27 protein-coding genes and 1 riboswitch are annotated in these 26,538 nt (G+C 35.5%); of the genes, 8 read left to right on the forward strand and 19 right to left on the reverse strand.

Annotation, left to right across the window (positions count from 1 at the left end):
* Window positions 1-65 precede the first annotated feature (65 nt).
* The 10 genes from FOT98_RS07505 to FOT98_RS32280 form a co-directional block, all read right to left on the reverse strand.
* Window positions 66-695, reverse strand: coding sequence for a class II aldolase/adducin family protein (locus FOT98_RS07505; protein ID WP_061678866.1), 630 nt, complete (start codon window positions 693-695; stop codon window positions 66-68).
* A gap of 256 nt (window positions 696-951) precedes the next feature.
* The gene (locus FOT98_RS07510) at window positions 952-3,210 is read right to left on the reverse strand and encodes an NEAT domain-containing leucine-rich repeat protein (RefSeq protein ID WP_063261897.1); all 2,259 of its coding nucleotides are present in this window, start codon (window positions 3,208-3,210) and stop codon (window positions 952-954) included.
* 425 nt (window positions 3,211-3,635) lie between these two features.
* Complete coding sequence (locus FOT98_RS07515) at window positions 3,636-4,418, reverse strand: DeoR/GlpR family DNA-binding transcription regulator (RefSeq protein WP_000117658.1); 783 nt, start codon at window positions 4,416-4,418, stop codon at window positions 3,636-3,638.
* 40 nt (window positions 4,419-4,458) lie between these two features.
* Entirely contained in the window at window positions 4,459-5,643 is a 1,185-nt protein-coding gene (locus FOT98_RS07520; protein WP_063261896.1) for a saccharopine dehydrogenase family protein, read from the reverse strand.
* Window positions 5,640-6,737 carry a 2-aminoethylphosphonate--pyruvate transaminase gene (gene phnW / locus FOT98_RS07525; RefSeq protein WP_063261895.1) on the reverse strand — a complete coding sequence of 366 codons (1,098 nt, stop codon included), beginning with the start codon at window positions 6,735-6,737 and terminating at the stop codon, window positions 5,640-5,642. Before phnW ends, FOT98_RS07520 begins: the two co-directional genes overlap by 4 nt.
* 15 nt (window positions 6,738-6,752) lie before the next feature.
* Window positions 6,753-7,547, reverse strand: coding sequence for a phosphonoacetaldehyde hydrolase (gene phnX / locus FOT98_RS07530; RefSeq protein ID WP_063261894.1), 795 nt, complete (start codon window positions 7,545-7,547; stop codon window positions 6,753-6,755).
* Between the two features lie 21 nt (window positions 7,548-7,568).
* Window positions 7,569-9,326: a putative 2-aminoethylphosphonate ABC transporter permease subunit gene (locus FOT98_RS07535; RefSeq protein WP_063261893.1), complete on the reverse strand. Its 1,758-nt coding sequence runs from the start codon at window positions 9,324-9,326 to the stop codon at window positions 7,569-7,571.
* Entirely contained in the window at window positions 9,327-10,328 is a 1,002-nt protein-coding gene (locus FOT98_RS07540; RefSeq protein WP_063261892.1) for a putative 2-aminoethylphosphonate ABC transporter ATP-binding protein, read from the reverse strand.
* A 20-nt stretch (window positions 10,329-10,348) separates the two neighbouring features.
* Window positions 10,349-11,425: a putative 2-aminoethylphosphonate ABC transporter substrate-binding protein gene (locus tag FOT98_RS07545; protein ID WP_061678859.1), complete on the reverse strand. Its 1,077-nt coding sequence runs from the start codon at window positions 11,423-11,425 to the stop codon at window positions 10,349-10,351.
* 228 nt (window positions 11,426-11,653) lie between these two features.
* Window positions 11,654-11,806: a hypothetical protein gene (locus tag FOT98_RS32280; protein WP_063261891.1), complete on the reverse strand. Its 153-nt coding sequence runs from the start codon at window positions 11,804-11,806 to the stop codon at window positions 11,654-11,656.
* A 148-nt stretch (window positions 11,807-11,954) separates the two neighbouring features.
* Between FOT98_RS32280 and FOT98_RS07555 the strand changes: the two genes are divergently transcribed.
* Window positions 11,955-12,290, forward strand: a complete 336-nt coding sequence (locus tag FOT98_RS07555) for a DUF3905 domain-containing protein (RefSeq protein ID WP_061678858.1) — start codon at window positions 11,955-11,957, stop codon at window positions 12,288-12,290.
* Between the two features lie 38 nt (window positions 12,291-12,328).
* Here the strand turns inward: FOT98_RS07555 and FOT98_RS07560 are convergent, their stop codons facing one another.
* The 5 genes from FOT98_RS07560 to phaR form a co-directional block, all read right to left on the reverse strand.
* Window positions 12,329-13,678: a TrkH family potassium uptake protein gene (locus FOT98_RS07560; RefSeq protein ID WP_063261890.1), complete on the reverse strand. Its 1,350-nt coding sequence runs from the start codon at window positions 13,676-13,678 to the stop codon at window positions 12,329-12,331.
* 23 nt (window positions 13,679-13,701) lie between these two features.
* A complete protein-coding gene (locus FOT98_RS07565) occupies window positions 13,702-14,895 on the reverse strand; it encodes an NAD(P)/FAD-dependent oxidoreductase (RefSeq protein WP_063261889.1) in 1,194 nt (397 codons plus the stop codon).
* A gap of 95 nt (window positions 14,896-14,990) precedes the next feature.
* The gene (gene phaC, locus FOT98_RS07570; RefSeq protein WP_000206842.1) at window positions 14,991-16,076 is read right to left on the reverse strand and encodes a class III poly(R)-hydroxyalkanoic acid synthase subunit PhaC; all 1,086 of its coding nucleotides are present in this window, start codon (window positions 16,074-16,076) and stop codon (window positions 14,991-14,993) included.
* A gap of 83 nt (window positions 16,077-16,159) precedes the next feature.
* Window positions 16,160-16,903: an acetoacetyl-CoA reductase gene (locus FOT98_RS07575; protein WP_000250414.1), complete on the reverse strand. Its 744-nt coding sequence runs from the start codon at window positions 16,901-16,903 to the stop codon at window positions 16,160-16,162.
* A 152-nt stretch (window positions 16,904-17,055) separates the two neighbouring features.
* A complete protein-coding gene (gene phaR / locus FOT98_RS07580) occupies window positions 17,056-17,538 on the reverse strand; it encodes a polyhydroxyalkanoic acid synthase subunit PhaR (RefSeq protein ID WP_000566960.1) in 483 nt (160 codons plus the stop codon).
* 198 nt (window positions 17,539-17,736) lie between these two features.
* On the opposite strand from phaR, the gene phaQ reads away from it, so the two are divergent.
* From phaQ to FOT98_RS07615, 7 genes are all read left to right on the forward strand, one after another.
* Entirely contained in the window at window positions 17,737-18,189 is a 453-nt protein-coding gene (gene phaQ / locus FOT98_RS07585) for a poly-beta-hydroxybutyrate-responsive repressor (RefSeq protein WP_000903018.1), read from the forward strand.
* Window positions 18,190-18,231: 42 nt separating this feature from the next.
* Window positions 18,232-18,756: a polyhydroxyalkanoic acid inclusion protein PhaP gene (phaP, locus tag FOT98_RS07590; RefSeq protein WP_061678855.1), complete on the forward strand. Its 525-nt coding sequence runs from the start codon at window positions 18,232-18,234 to the stop codon at window positions 18,754-18,756.
* Between the two features lie 101 nt (window positions 18,757-18,857).
* Complete coding sequence (locus FOT98_RS07595) at window positions 18,858-19,301, forward strand: MaoC family dehydratase (RefSeq protein ID WP_001067916.1); 444 nt, start codon at window positions 18,858-18,860, stop codon at window positions 19,299-19,301.
* Between the two features lie 147 nt (window positions 19,302-19,448).
* Window positions 19,449-19,634: an alpha/beta-type small acid-soluble spore protein gene (locus tag FOT98_RS07600; protein ID WP_000241212.1), complete on the forward strand. Its 186-nt coding sequence runs from the start codon at window positions 19,449-19,451 to the stop codon at window positions 19,632-19,634.
* A gap of 114 nt (window positions 19,635-19,748) precedes the next feature.
* Window positions 19,749-21,068, forward strand: coding sequence for a TrkH family potassium uptake protein (locus tag FOT98_RS07605; RefSeq protein WP_061678854.1), 1,320 nt, complete (start codon window positions 19,749-19,751; stop codon window positions 21,066-21,068).
* A gap of 38 nt (window positions 21,069-21,106) precedes the next feature.
* Window positions 21,107-21,273, forward strand: a riboswitch (yybP-ykoY riboswitch).
* A gap of 90 nt (window positions 21,274-21,363) precedes the next feature.
* A complete protein-coding gene (locus FOT98_RS07610) occupies window positions 21,364-22,158 on the forward strand; it encodes a TerC family protein (protein ID WP_000383326.1) in 795 nt (264 codons plus the stop codon).
* 202 nt (window positions 22,159-22,360) lie between these two features.
* Window positions 22,361-23,212 (forward strand): formate/nitrite transporter family protein, encoded by an 852-nt coding sequence (locus FOT98_RS07615; RefSeq protein WP_061678852.1) that lies wholly within the window; start codon window positions 22,361-22,363, stop codon window positions 23,210-23,212.
* Window positions 23,213-23,239: 27 nt separating this feature from the next.
* Here FOT98_RS07615 and FOT98_RS07620 read toward each other — a convergent pair whose 3' ends face one another.
* From FOT98_RS07620 to FOT98_RS07635, 4 genes are all read right to left on the reverse strand, one after another.
* Window positions 23,240-23,551, reverse strand: coding sequence for a cyclic-phosphate processing receiver domain-containing protein (locus FOT98_RS07620; protein WP_063261888.1), 312 nt, complete (start codon window positions 23,549-23,551; stop codon window positions 23,240-23,242).
* A 14-nt stretch (window positions 23,552-23,565) separates the two neighbouring features.
* A complete protein-coding gene (locus FOT98_RS07625) occupies window positions 23,566-24,288 on the reverse strand; it encodes a prepilin peptidase (protein WP_063261887.1) in 723 nt (240 codons plus the stop codon).
* A gap of 112 nt (window positions 24,289-24,400) precedes the next feature.
* Window positions 24,401-25,111 carry a LutC/YkgG family protein gene (locus FOT98_RS07630; RefSeq protein WP_000147206.1) on the reverse strand — a complete coding sequence of 237 codons (711 nt, stop codon included), beginning with the start codon at window positions 25,109-25,111 and terminating at the stop codon, window positions 24,401-24,403.
* Window positions 25,111-26,532, reverse strand: coding sequence for a LutB/LldF family L-lactate oxidation iron-sulfur protein (locus FOT98_RS07635; RefSeq protein ID WP_000061923.1), 1,422 nt, complete (start codon window positions 26,530-26,532; stop codon window positions 25,111-25,113). The genes FOT98_RS07630 and FOT98_RS07635 overlap by 1 nt, the downstream gene beginning before the upstream one ends.
* Between the last annotated feature and the right edge of the window lie 6 nt (window positions 26,533-26,538).

Raw genomic sequence — 26,538 nt, forward strand, 5'->3', positions numbered from 1 at the left:
ATGAGTAAAATTATTTTTAAAACGCTTTCATTTGTTTGTTGGCTTGTAACGATATCACAAACATTTTATATAACAGAGCTCTTTGCACCTTTTATCATTAACAACTTTACATGGTAATTCATTAAATATTCTATACCCTCTAGCCATTTTTTCGCTTCTTCTGGAGTTTTCCCCCACACAATCATGCCATAATTATGAACAAGAACTACTCCTCCACCTTCAATAAAATTCGGTACATTATTTTCTAATAAATCAGCAAATTTTTTCTCATCTTCTACAATGGGAATTGTCATTTCTGTTATACCTTCTTTTCCAAAAACACGTTCCACGCTACGTTTATCAAATGTTACTTCCCCTTCTTCTCCATATAACTCTGATATTAAATGGCTATCTACAGTCTGCACTTGTAAAATACATTCTGCACTACTCTTTTTATAAATATCCGCATGCATAAACGATTCTACAGCTGGTTTTTCTTCATTTTCAAATACTGGCTCACACATACAATTAACAACAATAAAGTCTTCTTCTGAAAATAACCCTTTATCTCTTCCCTCAACGTTTACTAAAAAAGTTAACGGCTCTTTTGACGTACAGAGTGATAAACTAATTTTTGTACCATAAAACCAATCACGAAGTGCCAATTCAGATTTCACATCTTTTAATTCATTCCATTTCTTTAGAAAAAATAACATTTCGTCACCCCCGGCATAATATTTATATAATGTTCGAATCCTTTCTATGTAAAAGGAGTATTTTTTGATTATTCTAAAAATTTAATTGAATTATCACACGAGAACGCCTTTTTGTCAATATAGTTTCACAGCTCTTCTTTAAAATGGGCCATTCATATATCTATACTCCTGTCTATTGCCCATTTCATTTTGTACATAAAAAATACGTTATTCTTATTAAATCAAAGAATAACGTATTTTCTCATCTTTTATTTCGTTATCGCGTTATCGCGTTATATAAAAACTGTGCATATTGTTCACGTGTTACGAAATCATCACCTAAAAAGTTTCCTTTTCCATCACCTTTTGATATATTATTATCCGCTAACGCTTTCACATATCCTTCTGCCCAATGACCAGTCGGTACATCAATAAAGCTCTCTACACTCTTTTCATTTCCCTTTAACTGGAATACTTTTTGTAATACTACTGACATTTCATATCGAGTTAATACTCCATCTGGGCGGAACTGACCATTATCGTATCCAGTCATAATTCCAGCTTGTGCAACTGCCTCAATAGCCCCTTCATATGCATTCCCTTTCGTATCTGTGAACTTCCCTTTCTGTTCTAGATTACGCTCCAGTTTCAAGTACTTTTGTATTAAAACTGCTACTTGACCGCGCGTAATATTGTCACCAAATCCAAATTTTCCATTTCCATAGCCTACAAATAATTTTTCTTTCGCTAAATGATTAATTGCTTTCTCTGACCAATGACCCTTTGGTACATCTTTAAACTCTATTACTTCTTCGGCTACTTTTTCATTTACAACCTTTTGAATCACAGAACCAGTGAAGAAGATTCCTGTATCCGCAAATGGATCTTTCACTCCAAACTCATATACTTTCTCACCTGGTGTGTTCCATTTCACTACACCATTACTATACGTACCACCATCACTCTTCAAACGGATTTTTGTAGATACCTCGCCGTCTTTTTCGTATATAGGTACTTTTACTTCTTTATTTACTTCTGTATCCTCTAGAAAAACTTTTTGGTTTTGAACATTAATATAAGCTTTCTTACTTAGTTCTATTACTGGTCTAACATCGCGGATTTCATTTGCAACAAAACTTAAATATACTAACTTATTCAACTTACTAACTGGCGATAAGTCTGAAATATAATTTGCTTCTAAATCAAGTTTTTGTAAGTTTACTAAACTAGATAATGGCGTAATATCTTTTAACTCATTGTTAGGTAAATCTAGTTCTGTAAGTTGAGTCATTTTAGTAAGTGGTGTCACATCTTCTATTTGATTTTTTCCGATAAATAATTTATTTAATTGATTCATTTGATCAATACCCGATAAATCTTTAACTTTATTACGCGTTAATACTAAGTCCTTTAAAGGTAATGAATATAACGGTTTAATATCTTCGATTTGATTACCAGCTAAAGTTAAGTATGTTACATTTTTCAACGCGCTTAATGGAGCAACATTCGTAATTTTATTATTTGCTAAATTCAAGTAATCTAGTTGTTCCATTTTCGATAATGCTGTTACATCTTCTATTTGGTTTCCTGATAGATATAAACTTTTTACATTTTTCATCTCAACTAATGGTGCAACGTTTGTAATTTTATTATTACTTAAATCAAGAGATTCTAAATTATCCATCTTAACAAGTGGCGTTACATCTGAAAATTCATTACCACGCAAAGCTAAATGATTTAATTGCTTTAAGTTCGCAAAGAACGACGGATCTGTTATCTTTGCATTCGCAACTGTTAAAGATTTTAAATTTGGCATATATTTTAATGCACTATAATCAAGAATCTCATTCGTATTTAAAAACAAGTCCTTTACTTGTAATAACTCTTCTTTCGTAATTGGTGTATTTAAATCTTTTCTATTAAATACTTTTTTATTAACAAGTTCTCTTAATTTGTTATCTGTTATCATATTTTGATTATCAACTGGATAATCCGTTCCCGTATTGCCTGAATTAGAGTTATCATCTGGTTTCTCTGCTTCTTTGTCACCTACAGTTGGATCTTTTATTTCAAATTGAACTTGATATTTATGATCGTATCCAATAGCCGGAATAAGTATATGCATTTGCATATTGTGCTTCTTCTCAAACTCGCCAATTTCAAATTGAACTACTTTCGTTCCATTTTTCCTCTTATCTTCTGACAAAACTTTCACATCATGAAATACACCTGGTTGGTTTTTATCTTCTATTCTAAGATATTGAAAATAATCGCTATCTTGTATTGTTACAGTAACAATTTTTTTCCCGTCTGCAATCGCTACTTTAGGATCTTTTATATATTGAGAAACCATAGATGGCTCGTCTTTTTGGTCCTTATATATTTTAATCTCAGTATCGTATGTACGTTCACTAGCTGCTACGACCGATTGATTTGCTTCAACTTTTAGTGCTGCTAATGCTGGAGTAGAGTATGCAGCAAATGGAATTGCTAATGTTGTCGCTACTACTAACGCCTTCATATATTTTTTTTTCAAAATAATATCCCCTATCATATATATATTAATTGATAACACTTATCATTTACCTACAAATAAATGATAATGAATCTCATTATCATTGTCAATAAGAATATTACATTAAATTTATATTTCCAAAGAAAATAATAAAAAGGCCCTTTATTCAGAGGGCCTTTTTACTTATCGTATGAAGAATTTCACTTTTTTCTTTTTCATTAATAAAACCAATTTTTTGCAAAATATTTGCATACAATACAAGTTTATTATATATCCGTTCTGACATACTTTCCCCTTCTTTCCTTCGACCAACTTTTTTTGTATTGGTAAATTATATGAAAGAGATGAGAAAATGTGTCCACTTTTTGCATAAATCCAAATCTTTTATCCCGTTTTTTGCGGACAGTAAAACTCCCACCTCAAAATCAGGTGGGAGTTCAATTTATTTAGCAAATCGTCCATTGAATATTATGCTTTTTGACTTCCTCTTCAAAACTATAAGGCATTTTCTTATCACAAATTACATGTTGAATACGCGAAAATGCTGCTATTCGGTAATTTCCTTTTACCCCTACTTTTGTATGATCACATAAAATATATGTTTTCTCAGCTAATTTCAGCATTGCTTCTGACAGTTTCGCCTTTTCTAATTCAAAACTAGAAACCCCAAAACCAGGTAACAATCCATCAATCGACACGAATGCTTTATGAAAATGAAATTGCTGGATTACTTGCTGTGAAATAGACCCTGACACACGTGAATGCTTTGGAGATACTTTTCCACCAATAAATAAAACTTCACCGTGAAACATCTTTTTATTAATAGAAGAAATTAATTGTGTTGCTACTGGAAATGAACTTGTTACAATCGTTAAATTTTTACGGTGAACAAGATATGGCACCATTTGAAGAGGTGTACTTCCGTCATCAATCGCAATCACATCTCCATCTTCCACAAACGTCGCTGCTTTATACCCAATTCTCTTCTTCTCTTCTATATGCAGCATCTCTCGTTCTAACATTGGTGCCTCTATTCCAGCTCCCGGAAGTTGGACGGCTCCACCATACACTTTCTTCAACTTCTTTTCGCGATCCAATTCTTCTAAATAACGGCGAATCGTCTCTGTCGATACAGCAAACTCTCTCGCTAACTCTGAAACTTTTACTTTCCCTTTAAACTCTACCTTCTCAAGAATGGTTCGCTTTCTTTCTTCACCTACTACAGACATAGCCTCACCCCATTGATTTCTACCTCATAAACTACCTTACTTATACAAAGTTATAACTTTCTTTTTCAGTAAAAACTTCTTCATGAATATGAATACCACGCTTTACTAGTTCATCAAAAATAATTTGTGGCTTTACAAAAGCTTCCTCAGGTGTCACAACACCAACTTTATTTACATTTCCATTTGCGATTAACTCTGTAGCAATCCCAAACGGAATACCGACGTTTCTCGTATAAGCTCTTAATTTTTCCCACCCTACAACAGATCCATCAGATAACGGGTGTGTATGATATAATACGTGCCTTTGTTTCTCATTATTTTTCATACCTATTACTTCTACATGAAGTGCATAACCATAAATTTCTGTTTCTTGTCCCTCTTTCGATTGCAATAAATACTTCGAAATACAATCCATAATACCGATTTCTTCTCCATTTATTTCAACTTGATCATTACGCAATATACCGTAATCATATAACGCACGTACGAGTTGCATATTTTGCTTTGGCCACGTCCCTCTCGTCTCTATCAGTTTGACGCCTTTATTTTTCAGTGCTTTTGCTAACGTAATCGTTTCAGAATGCGGGATTATATACTGCGTTGTCTTACCATAAGGCGCCGGTAATTCTATTTCTCTCGGACGCGCAAACGGAGGTACTTGCTTAAACTCACCATCCTCATACACTGTACGCGATGGTAAATGTGGATCGTATTCATATGTCGTTGTTTCTGTAATTGATGCAGAAAAAGCAATCGGGCGATACGAACCGTGGCTGACACGAACTGATTCTACAGTATCTAGCTGATTTGCTGCATGCATTGCCATCATTTGCGTTACACCTGGCGTCATACCAAAACCAGGTAAACATGTTTTTCCGTTTTGAACAAATATAGAATGTGAGTCATTTTCTTCACCAAACCCATTCAAATTCACACCGTGACAACCTGCTTCTGCAATACATCGAGTTGACAAACCATTTAGCTTTATCGTCGTGCCATCCATTACAATGTCATAGCCCTTCATTTTTGCAACCGTATCCTCATGATTCGTTACATCTACTTTCACAAAATCAACCCGAGGATCGTTGAGCCATTCTACTACTTTCAGGCCCTCTTCTTCATTAAAATCAGCTACTGTAATCGTCTCAAAAGATGAAAATTGCACTAAATCTAAAATTGCTTCACGACAAATTTTACCTGCTCCACCTAAGCAAAATACTTTCAACCTATAACAACTCCTTTAGCAATACTATCAACTAAACGATTAATATCTGCCTCATGTACATCACCGATATTTCCAATGCGGAATGTATCTACTTTTGAAATTTTACCTGGATAAATAACAAATCCATCGCGCTTTAATTCATTGTATAACTGCCCAAAATCAAACCACTCTTCTGGATAAATGAAAGATGTAATAATAGGCGATTGATATTTTTCATCTACTAGTGACTTAAATCCGATTTCTCTCATTCTATTCACTAATAGTTTTTGATTGTTATAATATCGATTGTAACGCGCTTTTACTCCGCCCTCTTTTTCTAATTCAAGTAGTGCTTGATAAAAAGCATGTACAACATGTGTAGGTGACGTAAAACGCCATTTTCCATTTTGATTTTCCATCGTCTCCCACTGATCGTATAAATCTAATGATAATGAACGTGCCTGCCCTTTACATTTCAACAATTCATCGCGCTTTGCAATAACAAAGCCAAACCCAGGAACCCCTTGAATACATTTATTCGCACTACTAATTAGAAAGTCAATTTGCAACTCAGCAATATCTATTTCAATACCACCAAAACTACTCATTGCATCAACTAGTGTTACTTTTCCATATTGCTTCCCTAATTTACATACATCTACAATTGGATTGATAATACCTGTTGTTGTTTCACAATGAACAACTGCAATATGTGTAATCTCTTTATCTTGTTGTAATATCTTTTCTACTTCTGCAATATTAGTAGGCTCCCATTCTTCCGTTTGACTAACCACCACATCTATATGTAACATCTTTGCCATTTGTACAATTCGCTTACCGTACGCACCATTTGTACAAACAAGCAATTTTCCATTTTTAGGAATAACAGAACCGATTACTGCTTCAACTGAAAACGTACCGCTTCCTTGCATGAGAACAGTCGTATATTTCTCTTCTTCCTTCGTTGCTAACGATACAAGTTTAGCTCTTACATCTTGCACCATCGTGTTATATTCAGCATCCCACGTACACCAATCGTATAACATAACTTCTTTTACCGTTTTTGTTGTCGTTAATGGTCCTGGTGTTAATAATAAGTAGTGATTTTCAGTCATAATCCTATTCCCCTTTTATGAAATAATAAGTTCTTGTTTCTCGATATGTTCCATTACGCTTTCGAGTTCCTGCATCGTTTCTATCGTAAAGTGCGCTCCATTTTCAACGAAACGATTGCGAACTATTTCTATTTTTTCACGAAGTTCTATCGAATCCATATTCTCCACTTCTTCTTCCATTAAACCAAGCTCGCTACTGCCAAGAATGACACCAACTGTCCACATTCCAGCATTTCTTCCCTCTTTCATATCCGATACCGTGTCTCCAACTTTTATCATATGATTCATTGGATATACCCCAAGTTCCATCGCATTTTTATAACACATCCACGGATATGGACGACCAGCTGGAACATCATCTGGCGTTACAAGAAAATCAGGTTTATACCCTTGTAGCGCTGCTTCTCTTGCTACAATATCCATCATTTCTCTCGTATAACCAGTCGTTGAACCAATTTTAATTCCTCTTTCACGTAAAGAAGCAATCACTTCTTTTACTCCATTAATCGGCGACGCATAGCGCGGTAAAATAGCGAAGAGAATTTCTTCAAATTCTTCATACATCTCCTGAATATCTGCTTCTGTTGGTAATTGTCCGAAAACACGATTCCACTCACTCGCAATACGAGGCATCTCTGTTAATGCCCTAACATGATCAATTTTCAATAACCCCATTGGCTTACGAGCTTCTTCTGCAGTAATTTCAACACCGCGTTTATGGAAAATCTCCATAAATACTTCCAGTGGTGCAAAACATCCATAATCAACTGTCGTACCCGCCCAATCAAAAATAATTGCTTCTATTTTCATTCAATCCATCACCCTTCTTATTTATCTTTTTTGCCATTGTGAAGTTCGGTTACGAAGTGCTTTCGTTCCCCATTCATATACAACTCTTACTACAATATTTGTAACAACAATAAGTACACTCATGGCAGCTGCTGGTGCTACATTTCCTGCATCATCCATGTTTACAATTGATACAGCAGCTAGTTTAAAATCAGCTGCATATAGGAATACAACTGCCGAAACAGTTACCATTGAATTTACGAAGTAGTACATTACCATTTCTAAAATCGCCGGTAAACACATCGGTACTGTTACTCGAAAGAATGTTTTATAAAACGGAATTCCCATCGACTGTGAAACAAGTTCAAACTCTCGATCTAATTTCTTTAAAGCTGTTGTTGCCGTAACAAATGTTACAGAATAAAAATGAATAATATTGACTAGTACTAGCACAGCGATTGTTCCGTATAGAGAATGAAACGGATTCGTTACGGAAAGTCCAAAGATTTGTATGGTTGGTTGACTAAAGAAGAAGACATAGCCTAACCCAAGTACTAAACCTGGTATCGCTAAAGGGACGATAGAGAAAAAGTAACCTGCTTTTCGGAAAAATTGTAGCTGATCTATTTTTTCAATCGCATAAGCGAACATAAATGTTAAAACCGCTCCAATAACCGCTGTGATTGCTGAAACAATTACGCTGTTTTTAAACGCTTCAAGTCCATCTCCTGTTAAACTGGAAAAGTTAAAATGCTCAAATGTAAAGCTCATATTATATGGCCATACTTTCACACTTGCTGCAATACCAACTGCCACAAATAATAGAATGATCATAAGCGTTACTACGCTACAGTATACGAATGAAATAACATCTCGTTTCTTATTATTTATTATTCTGTAAGGTACTGATTTGGAAGATAAGAGATTCGCCTGCTTTCTTTGCGTAATACGATCAACTGCAAATGCAAATATAGCAGGGATTAATAAAATCATTCCGACAGTTGCACCCATCGGCATATTTTGTTGCCCAATTACTTGCTTATATACATCAGTAGCAAGTACATTATATTGTCCACCAACAATTTTTGGTGCCCCAAAATCAGTGAAACTAAGTGTAAACACAACGAACATCGCACTAATTAATCCGTACTTTACACTAGGTAAAGTAACAGTGAAAAATTGCTTTATTTTACTCGCTCCTAACATATTAGAAGCTTCATATAAACGATAATCAGAGCCTTGAAAAGCAATTAATAATATAAGAAAAGCTTGCGGAAATGTATACATAACTTCAGCAATTACAATTCCTACTGGCCCATATAAAGGGATTTGTATCCCTTCAAACAAACCAAACATTCCTTTCGTTACTAACCCTTGATTACCAAATAAATATGTCAGTGCGATACCGTGCATCATCGTTGGTGCGAATAGTGGTAACAACGCGATATATTGGAATACACGCTTCCCAAACACATTCGTACGAGCAATCGCATAGGCGTAGGCGAAAGCGAGTGTCACTGCAATAATTGTTGTCGCGCCCGAAATCCATATCGTATTTTGTAATGATTGAACTAGCGTTGGTGTTGTGAAATATTTACTGAAATTCGCAACACCAATGAAAGCTCCATCTTTATCGTAAAAAGCTTGTGTAAACAATTGTAATAGAGGTAATACAAGCATGATCAAAAAAGCAAGAAGCATACCAATAATTAATAGTCTTTGTATCCACTCTTCTTTACCAATACGTCTCTTAATCTTTTTTTTCGTACTTTCTACCTTGAAATTTTCTAACATCTCCATCTATACAATGACCTTCTTTCCATATGACAACATATGATTTTCTGAGAAAGAGATTTGAATCGGCTTTCCTTTTCTAATAGCGGTTTTTTCTACTTCTGATGCCAATATATCCACTACAATTTTCTCGTTATAAAGATGTGTTTTCTCTTCTACGACTCGCACTTCCGTCCGATATACAGATCCACGAAATTCCATACTTTCCACAACCGTTTTAATACCATCATTTTGTACAATTGTTACATGTTCAGGACGAATTGCATGCTTTTCATTATTTTTCGAAAAGAAATTAATAGAACCAATAAAATCTGCCACAAACGGATTGGCTGGTCTTTGATAAATCTCCTCTGGTGTTCCAATCTGCATAATTTCCGCATGATTCATTACAACAATTTTATCAGCCATCGTTAATGCCTCTTCTTGATCATGCGTGACCATAATAGTTGTTACTCCTACTTTTTCTTGTAAATCACGCATTTCTCTACGTAACTTTTCACGTACTTTTGCATCTAAAGCAGATAACGGCTCATCCAGTAACAAAATATCCGGAGACAGAGCGAGTGCACGTGCAAGTGCCACTCGCTGCTGTTGTCCACCAGACATTTGAGCAGGATATTTATCTTTTACATTCAGTAAATCAACTAGTTCCAACGCCTCTAGCGCTTTCTCTTTTACTTCTGCTTTTCCATATTTTTTTGTCTTTAAGCCGTATTCAATATTTTCAAGTGCTGTTAAATTCGGAAATAATGCATACGATTGAAACACCATTCCGAAGTTCCTCTTTCCAGGAGGTAATGCTGTAATATCTTTTCCATTGACAGCTATACTACCTGTTGTTGCCTCTTCTAGCCCTGCTAAAATTCGAAGCAATGTCGTTTTCCCACAACCACTTGGGCCTAATAAACATACAAACTCATTTTTTTTCACAGTAAAAGAAATATCTTTTAACGCTGTAAATGCATCAAACTGTTTTTGAATGTGTTGAATTGATAAATATTCGCTCATTTTTTCTCTCTCCCACTCACTTACTTTTTCGGTTCTGCTTTTTGGCCAAACTCTTTTTCCCATTTTTCTAAAATTTTATCGCGATTTTCTGCTGCCCATTTAAAGTCATTCTTTTTGTATAACTTTTCTGTTACATCTTTAGGGAATCCATCTGGAAGTTTATAATCATTTTTAATTGTCGCAAATCCATTTTTCTCGAAGTATAACTTCATTACATCATCAGTAATTGCCCAATCTAAAAATGCTTGCGCTAATTTTTCATTTTTTGCATTATCTTTTTTAATAAGTGCGTTCGCTTCTACTTCCCATCCTAATCCTTCTTTCGGCAATACAACTTCAACTGGTGCACCTTTTTGTTTCTCTTTCAAAGCACTATAAACCATCGATACGCCCACTGGATATTCACCCGCGCCTGCTAATTTCGCTGGTTTTGATCCTGAGTGAGTATAAGTTGCCATATTATCATGAAGTTTCTTCATGTAATCCCAGCCTTTATCTTCACCCATAATTTGTAACCATGCAGAAACTGTTAAAAATCCTGTTCCAGAAGAAGCCGGATGTGGCATAACAAGCGTTCCTTTATATTCTGGTTTCGTTAAGTCTTCATATGATTCTGGCATCGGTAAATTTTTCTTCTTTAATTCTTCTTTATTTACAGCAATCCCCGTCATAAATGCCGTATTACCTACCCATTTTTCTGGTTGCTTATCATCTTTAAATTGCGTGAGAACACGATCTGCTCCTTTTGGAGAGTATCCTTTTAACATATCTTTTTTATCTAAAGCTAGTAGACTAGACGCTGCTGTTCCCCATACAACATCTGCTTGTGTATTTTTTCCTTCAGCTAGCAATTTCGCTGTAATAACTCCAGTTGAATCACGAACAATGTTCAGTTTTACATCTGGATACTTCTGTTTAAAAGAATCAAGATAAATTGGTACAAGTTCTTCTTCAATCGCTGTGTAAACAGTCAATGATCCAGATAATTTATCATCTTTCACTTTTGCCCCAGCACTTTCTTCCTTCTTTGCACCACACCCCATTAATAACGAAAATACCATTCCAGTCGCTACAGCTTTAAAGATTGTTTTTTTCACTGTCTCTCTCTCCTTTTATAAATCTTATGTACAATTCAAATATAAACAACTAGTGTAAAAGCAGTATTAAACCAACATTAATCTTTTGTTTGTTGTTTGTTTTTGTGTAATACGTTGCTACTTCTATGTTTTTTCGCATTTTTCTGCTAATAATGAACACTAAATTTACAAATAATTAAAAAAACCTTTATAATCCCACAAAAAAATGAGGCGTTTGTAAAAAACGCCTCATTTTTGTTTACCTTTTTTTGAATTACGATTTGCATACTTCGCGCTATTTTCTCCTTCATACTCTAATGCAAATTCTGCATCTGGTAAGCTTCCTTTCGGAGTTTTATTATTATTGATTGCCGCATTTTGTTTCACTTTTCTTTTTACCAATACATTCACCTGCTCTCAAGGATTCACTTTCTACTCTAGTTTGAATCAACACACAATAATTATTACTGGCAAGTGTTAACAAGTACATAAGAACTGCTAGATGGAAATACTACCTATGAAGAAAGCATTATAAAAAGGAGCAATTATTATGAAGAAGAAAGATAAAATTCAGTCACCAATTTTAGATGAAACGCTCCCGCATCAAATGAATTTCCCATCTTTTAAAGGAACAGGAAAGAAGATGCAACAACCTTTCATAAATCAATATGACGTCGTAATCGGAGACAGTAAATATGATTCCGAGAATAGTCCACTTCACAATTGGAGTGATGAAGTAGATCCTGCCATTATGGCTGGAGAAGAATGGATCCATCCTACAAATGATATTGGATGGATTTCAGAAGAAAATCAAGAGTTGCTAAAAAAAGAAGTAACGAATAAGAAGGATGCTTTTATGCATCCGCAATTTGGCATTAACGACTAAAAAACCATTCTACCTAACGTAGGTAGAATGGTTTCATATTATCCAATAATAATTCTCTCTTTCGGGTATTTGTAGCGAGGTGGCTGTTCTCTTCCACCACTAGCTAGTATAAATGTTAAAATACCGACACGCCCGATAAACATAAGTACAATGAGTACAAGTTTACCAACCGTTGTTAAATCTGGCGTAATACCTGTCGATAGGCCTGTCGTCCCGAAAGCCGAACACACTTCAACAATTAAACTCATAAGCGGTACGTTTTCCGTAATAGATAAAATAAATAGCGCTGTGGCACATAATAAAATCCCCATCGTCATAACGACAGATGCTTTCAGCACGTCCTCTTCATGTAGCTGACGTTTAAAGACTCTAACCGTTCTTCCGCCTCTTGCAAAAGTGTATAACGATAATATGCTAACAGCAAATGTTGTTGTACGTATTCCGCCCCCAACCGAACTTGGAGATGCTCCTATAAACATTAATATACTCATAAATAAAAGCGTCGGTTGTGACAATTCACGTATATCCATTGTAGCAAGTCCACCACTTCGCGTCGTCACAGATTGGAATAATGTATAGAAAACTGTTTCATGCCATGACTTTCCTGCTAAAAAATGATTTCGTTCTAGTAAAAAAATCATGATTGTTCCAACGACAACGAGCGCAAAAAATGTTGTTGTCGTCAATTTTGTAAATAATGAAAAGCGAAATAGTTGCTGTTTCCTTTTACTAAGGAATTGTTTCACTTCCATTAATACCGGGAAACCAATTGCCCCTAAAATAATAAGCAACATATGAATCATTTGAACAATGTAATCTTTTTTATACGGAATTAGTGATTGTCCTGTTAAATCAAATCCGCCGTTCGTAGTTGCACTAACAGCCGCAAAGAAACCGTGAAAATAAGCTTCTTGCCAAGTTGGAAAGTAAAGTAAGAATCTTGTACCTAATAATATTGCTCCAATAAGTTCTATCGAAATAATTACAATTAAAATAGAGCGCATCAATTCTACAAGGCCTGATAAATTCCCTTGATTATGGTCTGCCATAATGAGCCTTCTTCTCTGCAAACCAATCTTTTTCCCTGTTATAATCCAAACGAACGTACCAAGTGCCATAATTCCTAAGCCGCCTAATTGTAAAATAAGGGCTAACATAATAATCCCTGCCGTAGTAAATGTATCTGAAATCGTAACAACAGACAATCCCGTAACACTTACCGCACTAACAGATGTAAAAAGGGCATCAATAAATGTCCATTTCACACCAGCCTTCGTAACAAACGGGAAACTAAGCAATATCACCGATACAACTACTGCTAATAAATAAAACAAAACAATGAGTTGTACAGGACGTAATTTTTGTAAAAACTTTTTTATATCTCTCATTCCATCACTTCGCTACCTTTTTTCTATCGATTAAATAAAGAAAAATCTTCACTTTCTTTATTTGTAAATAACTGCTCAAATAATTTGGCAAATACCATTCCATACACAGTCCCATTACCTCCATACGGTAATGCGTAAAACAAATTATGTATCTTTTTGTCTTCTTTTAAAATAGGGAGACCGTCATGGCTACCACCAAATGCTGCCGCCCAATAGTACTCTGCCTGTATATTCTTATACTGCGGGAACATCTCTTTTACAATGTTAATAAGGAAATCACGCTTATGCAATAATTTCGTATCACCGATTGTTTGAATTTGCATCGCTTCATCTAATCCACCTACAATAATACGGTTTTCATACGTTCGAAAATATAAGTAAGGCCGTGCTGTTTCCCAAATTAATGATTGTTCGTGCCAGCCTTCAAATGAATCTACCTTATTTGTCACAACTGCATATGATGTTTCCACTGTTGTATTTTTTTCTTTCTTTCCGAAAAGTGTTTCATAACCTGTCGCCATAATAATATTCTTTGCTACAACTTTATTTCCTGTTTTCGTGTAACAAATTAAATCATTTTGGCGTTTTTTTATATGTACAGCCTCTGTATGCTCATGTATAGTAGCACCCATTTGATTTGCTTTATGCAAAAGGCTATGCGCTAATAAATACGGATTCACCTCGGCATCACCATGCGTATATAACGCTGCTTGTTTTGTGAATGAATACTTCTTCATCATATGTGAATCGGTAAAATATTCAACCGGGAATCCATAATGGCGTAACGTATTATATTCTTCTTGTAAAAACGATACGTCCTCATTGCTACTTGCATAATACAAACTACTTCGCGGAATAAACTGGGGATCAATATCGAGAGTCGGTACAACTTGCTCCATTGTCCGTAACGCTTCGTAACAAAGCTTATATGCTCGTACCCCTTTTTTTTCACCAAATGTATGGATCAGTGAGGTTAACGATTTATCATGAAGAAATTGGAGTAAACCTGTATTAGCAGCTGTGCTACCGCATGCGATTGCTCTTTTTTCAATGAGCGTAACACGCATTCCAATTTTCGCTAACGAATACGCTATATGAGCACCTGCTTCTCCGCTTCCGACTATAAGCACATCACATATCATATCATTTTCTAACGATGGATAACAAGGTATAGAAACTCCTGTATTCCAAAACAACTTACCAGTCATAAGTTTCATAATTATACTCCTAAAATATAAATTTCTCCTTTCTATGTTTTGTTATTTCCCATAAAAAAATCCAACTAACATACGCTAGTTGGATTTTTTTATTTTTAATTAGAACGCTCCTCCAGCCAATTTCCAACCGTCGGATATGTTTGTTTTACCGCTGTTCCACCGTAAACGATCGACATATGTCCCGTTGGTAAACATACATATTGTTTATCTGTACTAGAAATATGATCTAGCAACGCTTCTACTTGGCATGGCAGTGCGATATGATCACGTTTCGCAGAAATATTCAAGACATTCGCCTTAATATTTGCAAGGTCTACCTTTTGTCCGCGAATAACGAGTTCACCTTTCACTAATTTATTATTTTGATAAAAATCGCGAATCCATTGTCTATACGATTCACCTGGGAATGGGATACCGTCACCAACCCACTTTTGAACTAATTTCCAGCTTTCGACGAAGCGCTCATTTTCTGAACGATCGAGTAAAGCGACATATGGACCTACAAAGTTTGTGATTGGTTTTAACATCTTATTTCCGAAATCAATCATTTCTGGCGGAATATTTCCAAATGTATCAACCGCTTTATCTAAATTGAAATATTTCTCATCTAATAAAGGACCGTATAATCCTGTTTCAGAGAAATCAAAAGGACTTGTCATAAAAATTAAGTTGCGAATTGGCATGTGTGGATGAAGTGCTGCATAAATAGAAGTTAGCGTTCCACCCATGCAATAACCAAGTAAAGAAATCTCGTCCGATTTCGCAGTTCGCATTACTTTTTTTACTGCTTTTGCAATATAGTCGAACACGAAATCATCAAATTTCAAATGACTATCTTCTAAACCAAATGTGCCCCAATCAAGCATATACACATCAAAACCACGATCTACTAAATATTCCACTAAACTATTTCCTGGAGTTAAATCCATAATATACGGTTTATTAATAAGTGCGTATATTAATAGGATTGGAACTCTCTGTGTTTTTTCTTGTTTTGGAATGTAACGATACAGCTTCGTTTTATTCTTCGTCCAAATAACTTCTTTCGGTGTTAAACCAACTTGTGGTTCTGGTTCGCGTAATAAAACTTCGCTCGCTCTTTTTACACGGCGATATGCTTTACGATATTCTTCTGGGTACAACTCCAATTGCTTTTCCCATTCCGTTACGAATGTAGTCATTTTTCTATCTCCTTTTTGGTCGATTTCTTTCTAAAAAAAAGAAGTGCATTCCTGCTATGGATATGCACTTTTTTCTTACTTCATTACATGTATAATCCACCGTTAATGTTTAATTGCTGACCTGTGATATACGCACCGTCACGGCATAGGTATACTACACCTTTTGCAATTTCATCAGCTTGACCAAAACGTTTTTTCGGGATTTTCGCAACGATTTTTTGACGTACTTCTTCTGGTACTTCTGCTACCATTTCAGTATCAATAAATCCTGGGCAAATTGCGTTTACAGTTACATTTGTTTTTGCAAGTTCTAACGCTAATGATTTTGTAAATCCTAACATACCTGCTTTTGCTGCAGAGTAGTTTGTTTGTCCAAATCCACCAGCTTGACCAATAATAGAAGAAATACTAATGATTCTTCCTTCTTCAGCTTCCGTTATGTATGGAAGTACAGCACTTGTCGTATTAAATACGCTGCTTAAGTTCACGTCAATTACGCGCTCCCAATCTTCACGATTTAACTTTTTGAATGTACGATCTCTTGTAATACCAGCATTATTAACAAGGATATCAACTTTACCAAAATGATTCACAGTTTCTTCTACAAGTCGGTTTGCATCTTCTACTTTCGAAACATCCGCTTGAACTGCATAAACGTCATGTCCTTCTTTTCCTAATTCATTTACTAAGTTTTCAGCTGCTTCTTTACTGCTGTTATAGTTAATAACTACTTTTGCTCCCTCTTGTGCTAATGCTACTGTAATTGCTTTTCCAATTCCTTTTGCCCCACCTGTTACGATTGCTACTTTGCCATTTAATTGAACCATTTCTTTTCCCCCTTAAATGAATTTGTGAACGATTGTTATGAATCATTTTGGTACTCATATGAATAAAGTCCATATATTAATTATGTTTCGTTGTTTATACATGAAAAAGAGATTCTCCCTTCCCTTTTACAAGTTATAAACAAACGCTATTATCATTTTTTATTTTCTGGCTTATTCGCAGGCTTTACTTCTTCTTTTACAGGTACTTGTAGTTTCGCTAGTACTGCATTTTGCTTTTCTAGCAATTCCAAAATTTGATCAACTTTCGTTTCTAATGTGCGAATATCTTGTTTTACTTTCGTAACATCACGCTTTAATGTAGGAGCTTGTCCTAATGAATCCACTTTCTCTTCTAGAACTTCCTCAATGTTATCAACTTTATTTTCTAAGTTGATAACAAGCGTAGCTACTCTAGCGATATCCTCTTTCGTAGGCACATTCACCTGTTCTAAATAACTTTTTGTTGTATCATTTAACGCTTTTTGATAAAACAAATTCAAGTCTAGAACGCTGCCCATCCAAGCAGAATATTCTTCTGTTTTAATTGTTTCATTGAGCGCTTTTCCCCAAAATGTTTCGGTTTGTTCATAAGCATTTTTCCATGCTTGCAATGGATCGAATTTTTGATCAATCACTTCGCCTACACTCCCTTTTTTGTTTTTGAAACAATTCAACCTATTCACTATTTTCTAATATTCTGAATAAAACTTCAAGTCTATATTTTATTTTTCTTTATTTTCCAATAAATGTGTTGACATTAAAAACAGATAGGTGTAAATTGCACTTATAAGCAAAAAATTCCATCTAACTGATTCATGAGGTGATGCACAATCATGCTACATAATGAACCAGAACACCCAGAAAGTTTGGAAAAAAACCAAGCGAAACAACCAAACTCCATGCCAAAAAACTTCTTAGTTCCTTTCTTACTTCTCTGTCTAAAAGACTGGAGTCTTCATGGTTACAAACTCATTCAAATGCTAATGGACATCGGCTTTTCTTCTGTTGACCAAGGTAATGTGTATAGAACATTGCGCAAGTTAGAAAAAGAAAACCTTATTTCTTCCACTTGGGATACAAGCGAAGGCGGGCCAGCGAAACGAATTTATTCTTTAACAGAATATGGAGAGCAATATTTAACAACATGTGCGACTTCTTTTGAACATTATCAAAATATGTTGCGGACGTTTTTTACGTTATACACCAATGCATTCTTTCCATTTTCTACTTCTCCAGAAAAGGATGAAAAGGATTCTTCATCTTCACCTGGTGGTACAGCAGAGTAATCTGCGTTCACAATATGCAAAAAAACATTTGGAGGTCAAACAATGGAAACTAAGCCATACGAATTAGTCGATGCATTTTGGAAAAACTGGTCTCAATCTCTTTCCCTCTTCTCTTCAGCTGGGAAACAATTGGAGCAACTTACTTTAGAAACTTTAAAACAACAACAAGACGCTTTGCATAAATTAACATCAGGAGTAGATGAACTAGAAAAAGAACTACAACAATTCACTGCTCAGTTCAATAACCAATATACAGATTACGTAAAGCAATTAACTGGAAACTCCTTAAATGATCAAATTAACGAGTGGCAAGGGAAATGGAATGAACTTTCTACTCAAATGCACCAACTTACTGTTTCTCCTACGAAAACATCGTTGTCTATTATTACTCAAACTAGCGGTCAATTTGAAGAAACAACAAAACAATTTATTGAACAACAACAAGTACAACGTGAAGAGGTTCAAAAACAGTTAGAAGTTTTTTTGGGAGAGTTCAAGTCCAAACAACTAGAACTCGCAAAGCAGTTCGAGGAAAACTCAAAAAATTTATTTACTTCCATCAAGTAAGAAAAATGTGGGAGCTAACTGCAGCACAAACAAAACTCTTTCTTCCTCCTACTACATCAAGATGGCTGGCATTTTTCGATATGGAAAAGAAGGAGGCCCAAATGAATCCATTTCAAGAAGCACAAACTGTTCCGGAGCTTCGTTATGATGAGATTCAAGTCGGTGATCAAGCATCCCTTACAAAAACGATTACGGATGAGGACGTTATCAATTTTGCAAAATTAACTGGAGATGTGAATCCTATTCATATTTTAGATTCTTTTGCAAAAACGACAATGTTTAAAGAACGTATTGCTCATGGCATGCTCGTTTCCAGTTTCATTTCGACGATTCTTGGAACGAAACTTCCTGGCAAAAACACGATTTATTTATCTCAAAACGTTTCATTCCGTGCTCCTGTCAAAATTGGCGATACACTTCGCGTTGTGGCAGAAGTCATCAAAAAACGTGACGATAAAAAAATCATTACGTTGCAAACAAACATATATAATCAATCAGATGATATTGTCGTGGAAGGTACAGCGACAATACTGAAAAAAGAGTAGCAAATTTGCTACTCTTTTTTCTATCCAATAACTTCTAATCACACCGATTACTTCCGCGTATGAGTACTTCGTTTCCACATAAAATAACGTTACCAGTTCAGATAAATACTTAGCTGAACTGGACTACTCATAAGGATGTGTATCAGCATGGTAAAAACAAACAAATTACTAGTTCCAGGTGCAGAACAAGCGCTTGAACAATTTAAATATGAAATTGCACAAGAATTTGGTGTTAGCTTAGGTTCTAATACAGCATCTCGTTCTAACGGTTCAGTTGGCGGTGAAGTAACGAAACGACTTGTTGCTTTAGCTCAACAACAATTACGTGGATAATACTATAACATATGGCTTAGAGGCAGATATTCTCTGCCTCTTTCTATTGTTAACATACATAATCGTGTTTTTTCACATACTAGTAAGAGTAAACTGAAAGGAACGATACGTGACATGAAACGGATTAACATTCGCATGAGTCCTCCCCGTGTTCTTACTTTGTCTTTTATTATGTTATCCATTATCGGTACATGCTTATTAAAGCTACCAATTGCTACAACAACGTCTATTTCATGGCTCGATGCTTTATTTACAACTGTTTCTGCTTGTACGGTTACAGGGCTTGGTGTTGTGGATACGGGGAAAGTATTTACCTTATTTGGCCAATGTGTCATTTTAACACTTATACAAGTGGGCGGACTTGGCATTATGAGCTTTGCCGTTTTAATTGCGATTATGCTCGGCAGAAAAATTGGTCTTCAAAACCGAATTTTACTGCAACAAGCGTTAAATCAAACGAACATTGGTGGCGTCATTCGTCTTGCCAAAGCATTATTTTTATTCTCTTTTACAGTCGAATGTATCGCTACTTTGATTCTTTCTTTTGAATGGGTACCGAAATACGGTATTGCTAAAGGGATCTATTATAGCTTTTTTCATTCAATCTCTGCTTTTAACAATGCTGGTTTTTCTGTGTGGAGCGATAATTTAATGTCCCATTCTCATAGCATTCTTGTCAATCTCGTTATTTCTTCCCTCATTATTTTAGGGGGGATTGGTTTTACAGTAATTATAGATATAAAAAGAAAGAAAAATTTTAAAAACCTTACATTACACTCAAAACTTATGCTCTCTTCTACTCTAATCGTCAATATTATTGCGACTATTTTTATTTTCATATTCGAGTTCCACAATTCTCTTTCTATGAGAGGATTTACCCCATTTGAAGAAGGAATGGCCGCTTATTTCCAGGCGGTTTCAACGCGTACCGCCGGGTTTAATACAGTTGATATTTCTGCATTATCAAAGCCTTCCCTACTATTAATGATGCTCCTTATGTTTATTGGCGCTGGTAGTGCTTCAACCGGTGGTGGAATTAAGTTAACAACCTTTTTAATCATGTTTTTTGGGGTATTTAAATTTTTACAAGAACAAGATGATATTGTCGTGTTTAAAAAATCTATTAAAGATACTCTCATTGTCAAATCATTGACCATCACTATTATTTCCATTTCATTTATCTTTTTTGCTATTTTAATTTTAAGTATTACTGAGCGAGTTCCTCTATTGATGAGTGCTTTCGAAGTATTTTCAGCATTTGGGACTGTCGGTCTTAGTATGAATTTCACACCACACTTAACTATGATTGGAAAAGCTATTATTATCTTTATGATGTTTTTCGGGAAGATGGGACCTTTAACATTGGCTTTTTCATTTGCACGTAAAAAGAACCGAAAAATAAAATACCCGAATGAAGATATTTTAACAGGTTGACAACCGTATAAATTATCCATATAATGAGAGTACAATAGCATATCTCCAAAGGGGAGTAGCGTCCAAGAATTATTTCTTGGAAACAAAGTCGTCATTACGTAGAACTTAGTTCTTCCGGCTTTGTTGGCATTTTCATTACATATGTCTAGCAAGACCTTTGCCTATTAACGGCAGAGGTCTTTTTTGTATTCATTTCCAAATTCTTCCAAAGTTAATAGGCAGGAGTATGGGGAAACTAAATAGTGGGGAAATTCTTCACTTATTTAGTACTTATTGAAATGAGAGGAGAATGTACATGGATGTATCATTATTATTGGAGTATGGTTGGGTATTACTCATCCTAATTGCACTAGAGGGGATTTTAGCAGCTGATAACGCTCTTGTTCTTGCAATTATGGTAAAACATTTACCAGAAGAAAAACGTAAGAAAGCACTATTTTATGGATTAGCGGGAGCATTTGTTTTCCGTTTCGGATCATTATTTATGATTTCGTTCCTAGTCGATGTATGGCAAGTGCAAGCAATCGGTGCCATTTACCTTATGTTTATCGCTGGTAATCATTTATTTAAAACGTATGTTAAAAAGAATACGGATGAAGAAACAGAAGAAAAAGAAGCAAAGAAAAAACAAGAGAACTTTTGGTGGACTGTATTTAAAGTTGAGGTTGCTGATATTGCCTTCGCAGTTGATTCAATTTTAGCTGCTGTTGCATTAGCAATGACTTTACCAAAAACAGGATTAGGTACAATTGGTAGTCTTGATACTGGGCAATTCGTTGTTATCTTTGTAGGTGGACTTATCGGATTAATCATTATGCGATTTGCAGCAACTGCTTTCGTACAAATCTTAAAACGTAAGCCAGGACTTGAAACTGCTGCATTCTTAATTGTAGGTTGGGTTGGTGTGAAACTAGCAGTCTATACATTAGCACACCCTGCATTGAATGTAATTCCGCATTCATTCCCAGAATCTACGCCATGGAAGCTAACATTCTGGATTGTATTAGTTGGAATCGCAGTTGGCGGTTGGTTCTTCTCAAAAGAGGTAGAAGTAAAAGTAGAAAAGAATTTAGACGAAAAAGCGCTGTAATTACAGCGCTTTTTCTTTTTCCCTTCTCCCCTTCCATGTCCAGAAAAATTTCTATTATACTATCTTTTGTAAACGTTTTCTTAACGTATGTATGTCCTTTTTGTGAAACATTGCACAAACTTATTGAAACTACGACCGAATCCATGTACTTTATTCATATAAGGAGTATTTATAGATGATGTACTAAAGGAGCGTATTACTCATGCTAGAACAAGGATTAGATTATGTTGTCAAACTGGCTAAGAGCAAAAAACAAATGCTAGATACAAACCCGATGCAATATTTCATTCGTGCTGCACTTGCGGGTATTTATATCGGTTTTATTATTGTACTATGTTTTAAATTAGGTAACTTTTTTCACATTGCTGATTCACCAGCAACTTATTTAGCTGCTTCTATGTTTTTCGGAATTGCCCTCGTACTAATTATATATGGCGGCGCTGAATTATTTACTGGAAACACAATGTACTTCACAGTAGCAACTTTAAGAAAAGAAACAACGATTTCTGATACACTTCGTAACTGGGTCGCTTGTTATGCAGGGAATTTAGCTGGAGCTTTATTCTTTGCCTTACTATTTTATGCAACTGGAATTTTCGAAGCAATTGATCACGGTCATTTCATGAATAAAGTAGTAGAAGGAAAAATGAATACACCTACAATGCAATTATTCTTTAAAGCAATTTTATGTAACTGGCTTGTATGTCTTGCATGCTTCTTACCTTCTCAGGTGAAAGGTGATACAGCAAAAATTATGATGATGATGCTACTCGTTTTCACATTCTTCTTATCTGGTTACGAGCATAGCATTGCAAACTTATCACTGTTTGCTTTATCTTTAGTTTCACCGCATCCGGAGACAATTTCTTTTGCAGGTGCTATCCATAACTTAATTCCAGTTACAATCGGTAACATTATTGGCGGGTCTGTATTTGTCGGTATGGTTTATCATTACTTAACAAAAAAAGCACCTGACGTAAAACAAGAAGAAACTGAATTAGTAGCAGCTCAACAAGAAGAGATCATTCCGTTGCAAGCTCATATGAAACATTAAAAACTCCAAAGTTTTACTTTGGAGTTTTTAGCTCCCCACATATTTAACAACAAGGTGAGGATTAATTTCCCCTTCTTCCTTTCCCTTATTAATCCTCTGTTTCATCTTGTGCATACCGATGACATCATTCGTATGAAGGTGCATTTCATTTACATATAAACCCTCTTTACAAAAAGCCTCTACAAAATCTAATCCATTTCTTTCTCCCCAACCCATGTTAAAATCAAGGGAAAGAATATTCACCTCATAATCCCGAACCATTTGCAAAGCACATTCTACTGTAGTGGCGGGTACATACCCGTACGGACAACTTCTTTGATCATCCATATATACATTCATGTTCTATCCCCTCTCTATTTTGTATACGTGACTAACATGTAACATATTGCCCCAAGGCTAATAAAAGGACCAAACGGAATTTGGCTCCTCATTTTCATACGTTTTAATACTATACCAACTCCAAAGAAACAAAGACTAAAACAAGATGCTAAAAATAAAATCATAAAAATCCCTTTCAGTCCCACTATAAACCCAAGTAGCGAAAGTAATTTTATATCCCCTCCACCAAGTCCTTCTGGATATATCTTTTGCATGCAATATAACAAAATGAATATAACGCCACTACCAACTATACTATCTGTCCAAGTTACTAACGGTACAAAAAGACATTCTAAAATGAGTAAACAGGCAAACCAAGCTAAAATACGATTTGGGATTAACATATATATGTAATCTGTAACTGAAATAATAAGAAGTAATGAAAATAGCGATAAAATGATGATAAGCTCTCGTTCCATCCCAATCATATATACAGTAAGAAGAAATATCATTCCGGTTACAAGTTCAAATACTACGTACAAAATTGAAATCGTCCTCTTACAATTCGTACAACGTCCCCTCTGTATACAAAATGAAATGATTGGGATCAATTCTTTTGGCTTTAGCACATACTTACAATAATGACAATGTGAACGCGGGGTAATGATAGACTCACCTAGTGGAACTCTCATCGCAATTACCATAAAAAAAGAACCAAACACCATCCCCACTAACAATGCATATAAATAAGTGAACATCCCTTCCTCTCCTTTCCAGAAGAACATAGCAAAAAAAGGAGAGAAATTCTACTTCATATTATCTCTATTCTATTAAAAAAGCAGGCCATTTTCTGGCCTGCTTTCCCCTCTTTTATACGATGAAATATACTGCTTTTAATGGTCCATGTACGCCGACAACAAGATTCATTTCAATATCCGCCGAGTTACTAGGCCCTGTAATAAAGTTAATACAAGATGCCACCGTCTCACCATTTTCTACACGTGTGTTCATATCCTGAACTGCTTGTGTAATACGAGGCACAAGTGTTTCACGTGGAATAATAGCAAAGTAAACAGTCGGTAAAAAGTGTAAAGAACGACCTTGACCTTTATGACTTTGTACAACAATCGTACCAGATTCAGCTAAAGTATAATCACTAAATGCGATTCCAATATTCGCTCTTTCTGCGATACGCATATTCTCTTCTTTTTTCTCAGGATCCCATACATTCACTTCAACATTTTGCTTTGGAAGCTCTTCTTTAAATAAAGAAGTCAATCCATAAGAATCAAAACGTTCATCTGCCGATAACATAATAGGTCCCCCGCCGTTTTCCACGATTACTTTTTGAATATCTTCACGTAAACGGTCGTTTGTCGTTTCCACTACAGTTGTATGAATGTTTGTACATTGATTTTTAAATACTTCTAACAATTCTTCTTGTGAATAATCTTTTAGCGTTTCTACATTCACATTACTTTTCCACGCTGGACGCTTTACGCCTTCCGTTTTCCGCTCACGTCCCAGTTCTTTTGCAATATTATCTAGAAAGGACTCACGGTTTTGAATTAATCCTGTCATTATTTGTCCCCGCCTTTCTTATGATCTTTATACCAATCACGGAATCGTTCTTTACTTGGAGCCGGGAATTCACGAATATCTGTCCAGTTTTTAAGTGGCCCAACACCTTTTGATACACGGTTACCAGATGTAAATGGACTCATTGCTGCTGGTGCCATTTTTGATCCCATTTTATATAAAGCAGCTGAAGAAGCACCCATACTAAACATTTTCATTGCTAATTTTTCTGCAAGCGGAGCACGTCCTTCTTGCTCAACAATTACTTGACGATGTTTTAATAATAAATCATGCAATGGTATTTTTACTGGACAAGCTTCTGTACATGCTCCGCATAAACTAGATGCATAAGGAAGCTCTTTGTAATCGTCATATCCGCCTAAAAGTGGAGTTAATACTGCACCGATTGGTCCTGAATATATAGAGCCATATGAATGTCCACCAACGTGACGATATACAGGACATACGTTAACACAAGCAGCACAACGAATACATTGCAATACTGATCGGAATTCCGATCCAAGAATTTGAGATCGGCCATTATCAACAACAACTAAGTGGAATTCTTCAGGTCCATCTACTTCCTCTTCTTGAATTGGTCCCGCCACAGTTACATAACTTGTTAATTTTTGCCCTACTGCACTACGACATAGTAAACCAACTAAAACATCTAATTCTTCCATTGTCGGAACCATACGTTCCATACCCATTACTGCAATTTGAGTTTTCGGAATCGACATAACAAGATCGGCATTACCTTCGTTCGTTACTAAACAAAGAGATCCCGTATTTGCAACAGCGAAGTTACAACCTGTCACACCAATTTCTGCATCCATAAATTTCTCACGAAGTTGTTTACGAACAAACTTTGTCATTTCGTATGGATCATCAGAATTTTCATAGCCAAGTTTTTCTTTAAATACATCACGAATTTGAGCTCTATTTTTATGAAGTGCAGGCGCAATAATATGTGAAGGTGGATCGTTATCTACTTGCAAGATATACTCTCCTAAGTCACTTTCTAACACTTCACAGCCAATCTCTTCAAGGGCATGATTCATACTAATTTCTTCAGTTACCATTGATTTTGATTTTACAACTTTCTTCGCTTGTTTCTTTTTTGCAACGTCTTGAATATACTTTGCTGCTTCCTCTTTCGTTTTCGCAAAGTACACATGTCCGCCTCTTTTTGATACATTTTCACTTAACTGCATTAAGTAATAATCAAGATTTTCTAACGTATGTTGGCGAATTTGTTCACCTAGTTCACGCCACTCTTCCCAATTTCCTAATTCGTCCGCTGCTTTTAAGCGATTCGTATATAAGCGCGTTTGTGCAGAAGATACTGCTCCGCGCATAAACGAATCTTGAATTCCATCGCCAACGCGATCATTAAATTTTTTCTCACTGATTTTCATAGACATAGCTTA

This window comes from Bacillus sp. HY001, from assembly GCF_007558965.1.
GTDB classification, from domain to species: domain Bacteria; phylum Bacillota; class Bacilli; order Bacillales; family Bacillaceae_G; genus Bacillus_A; species Bacillus_A mobilis.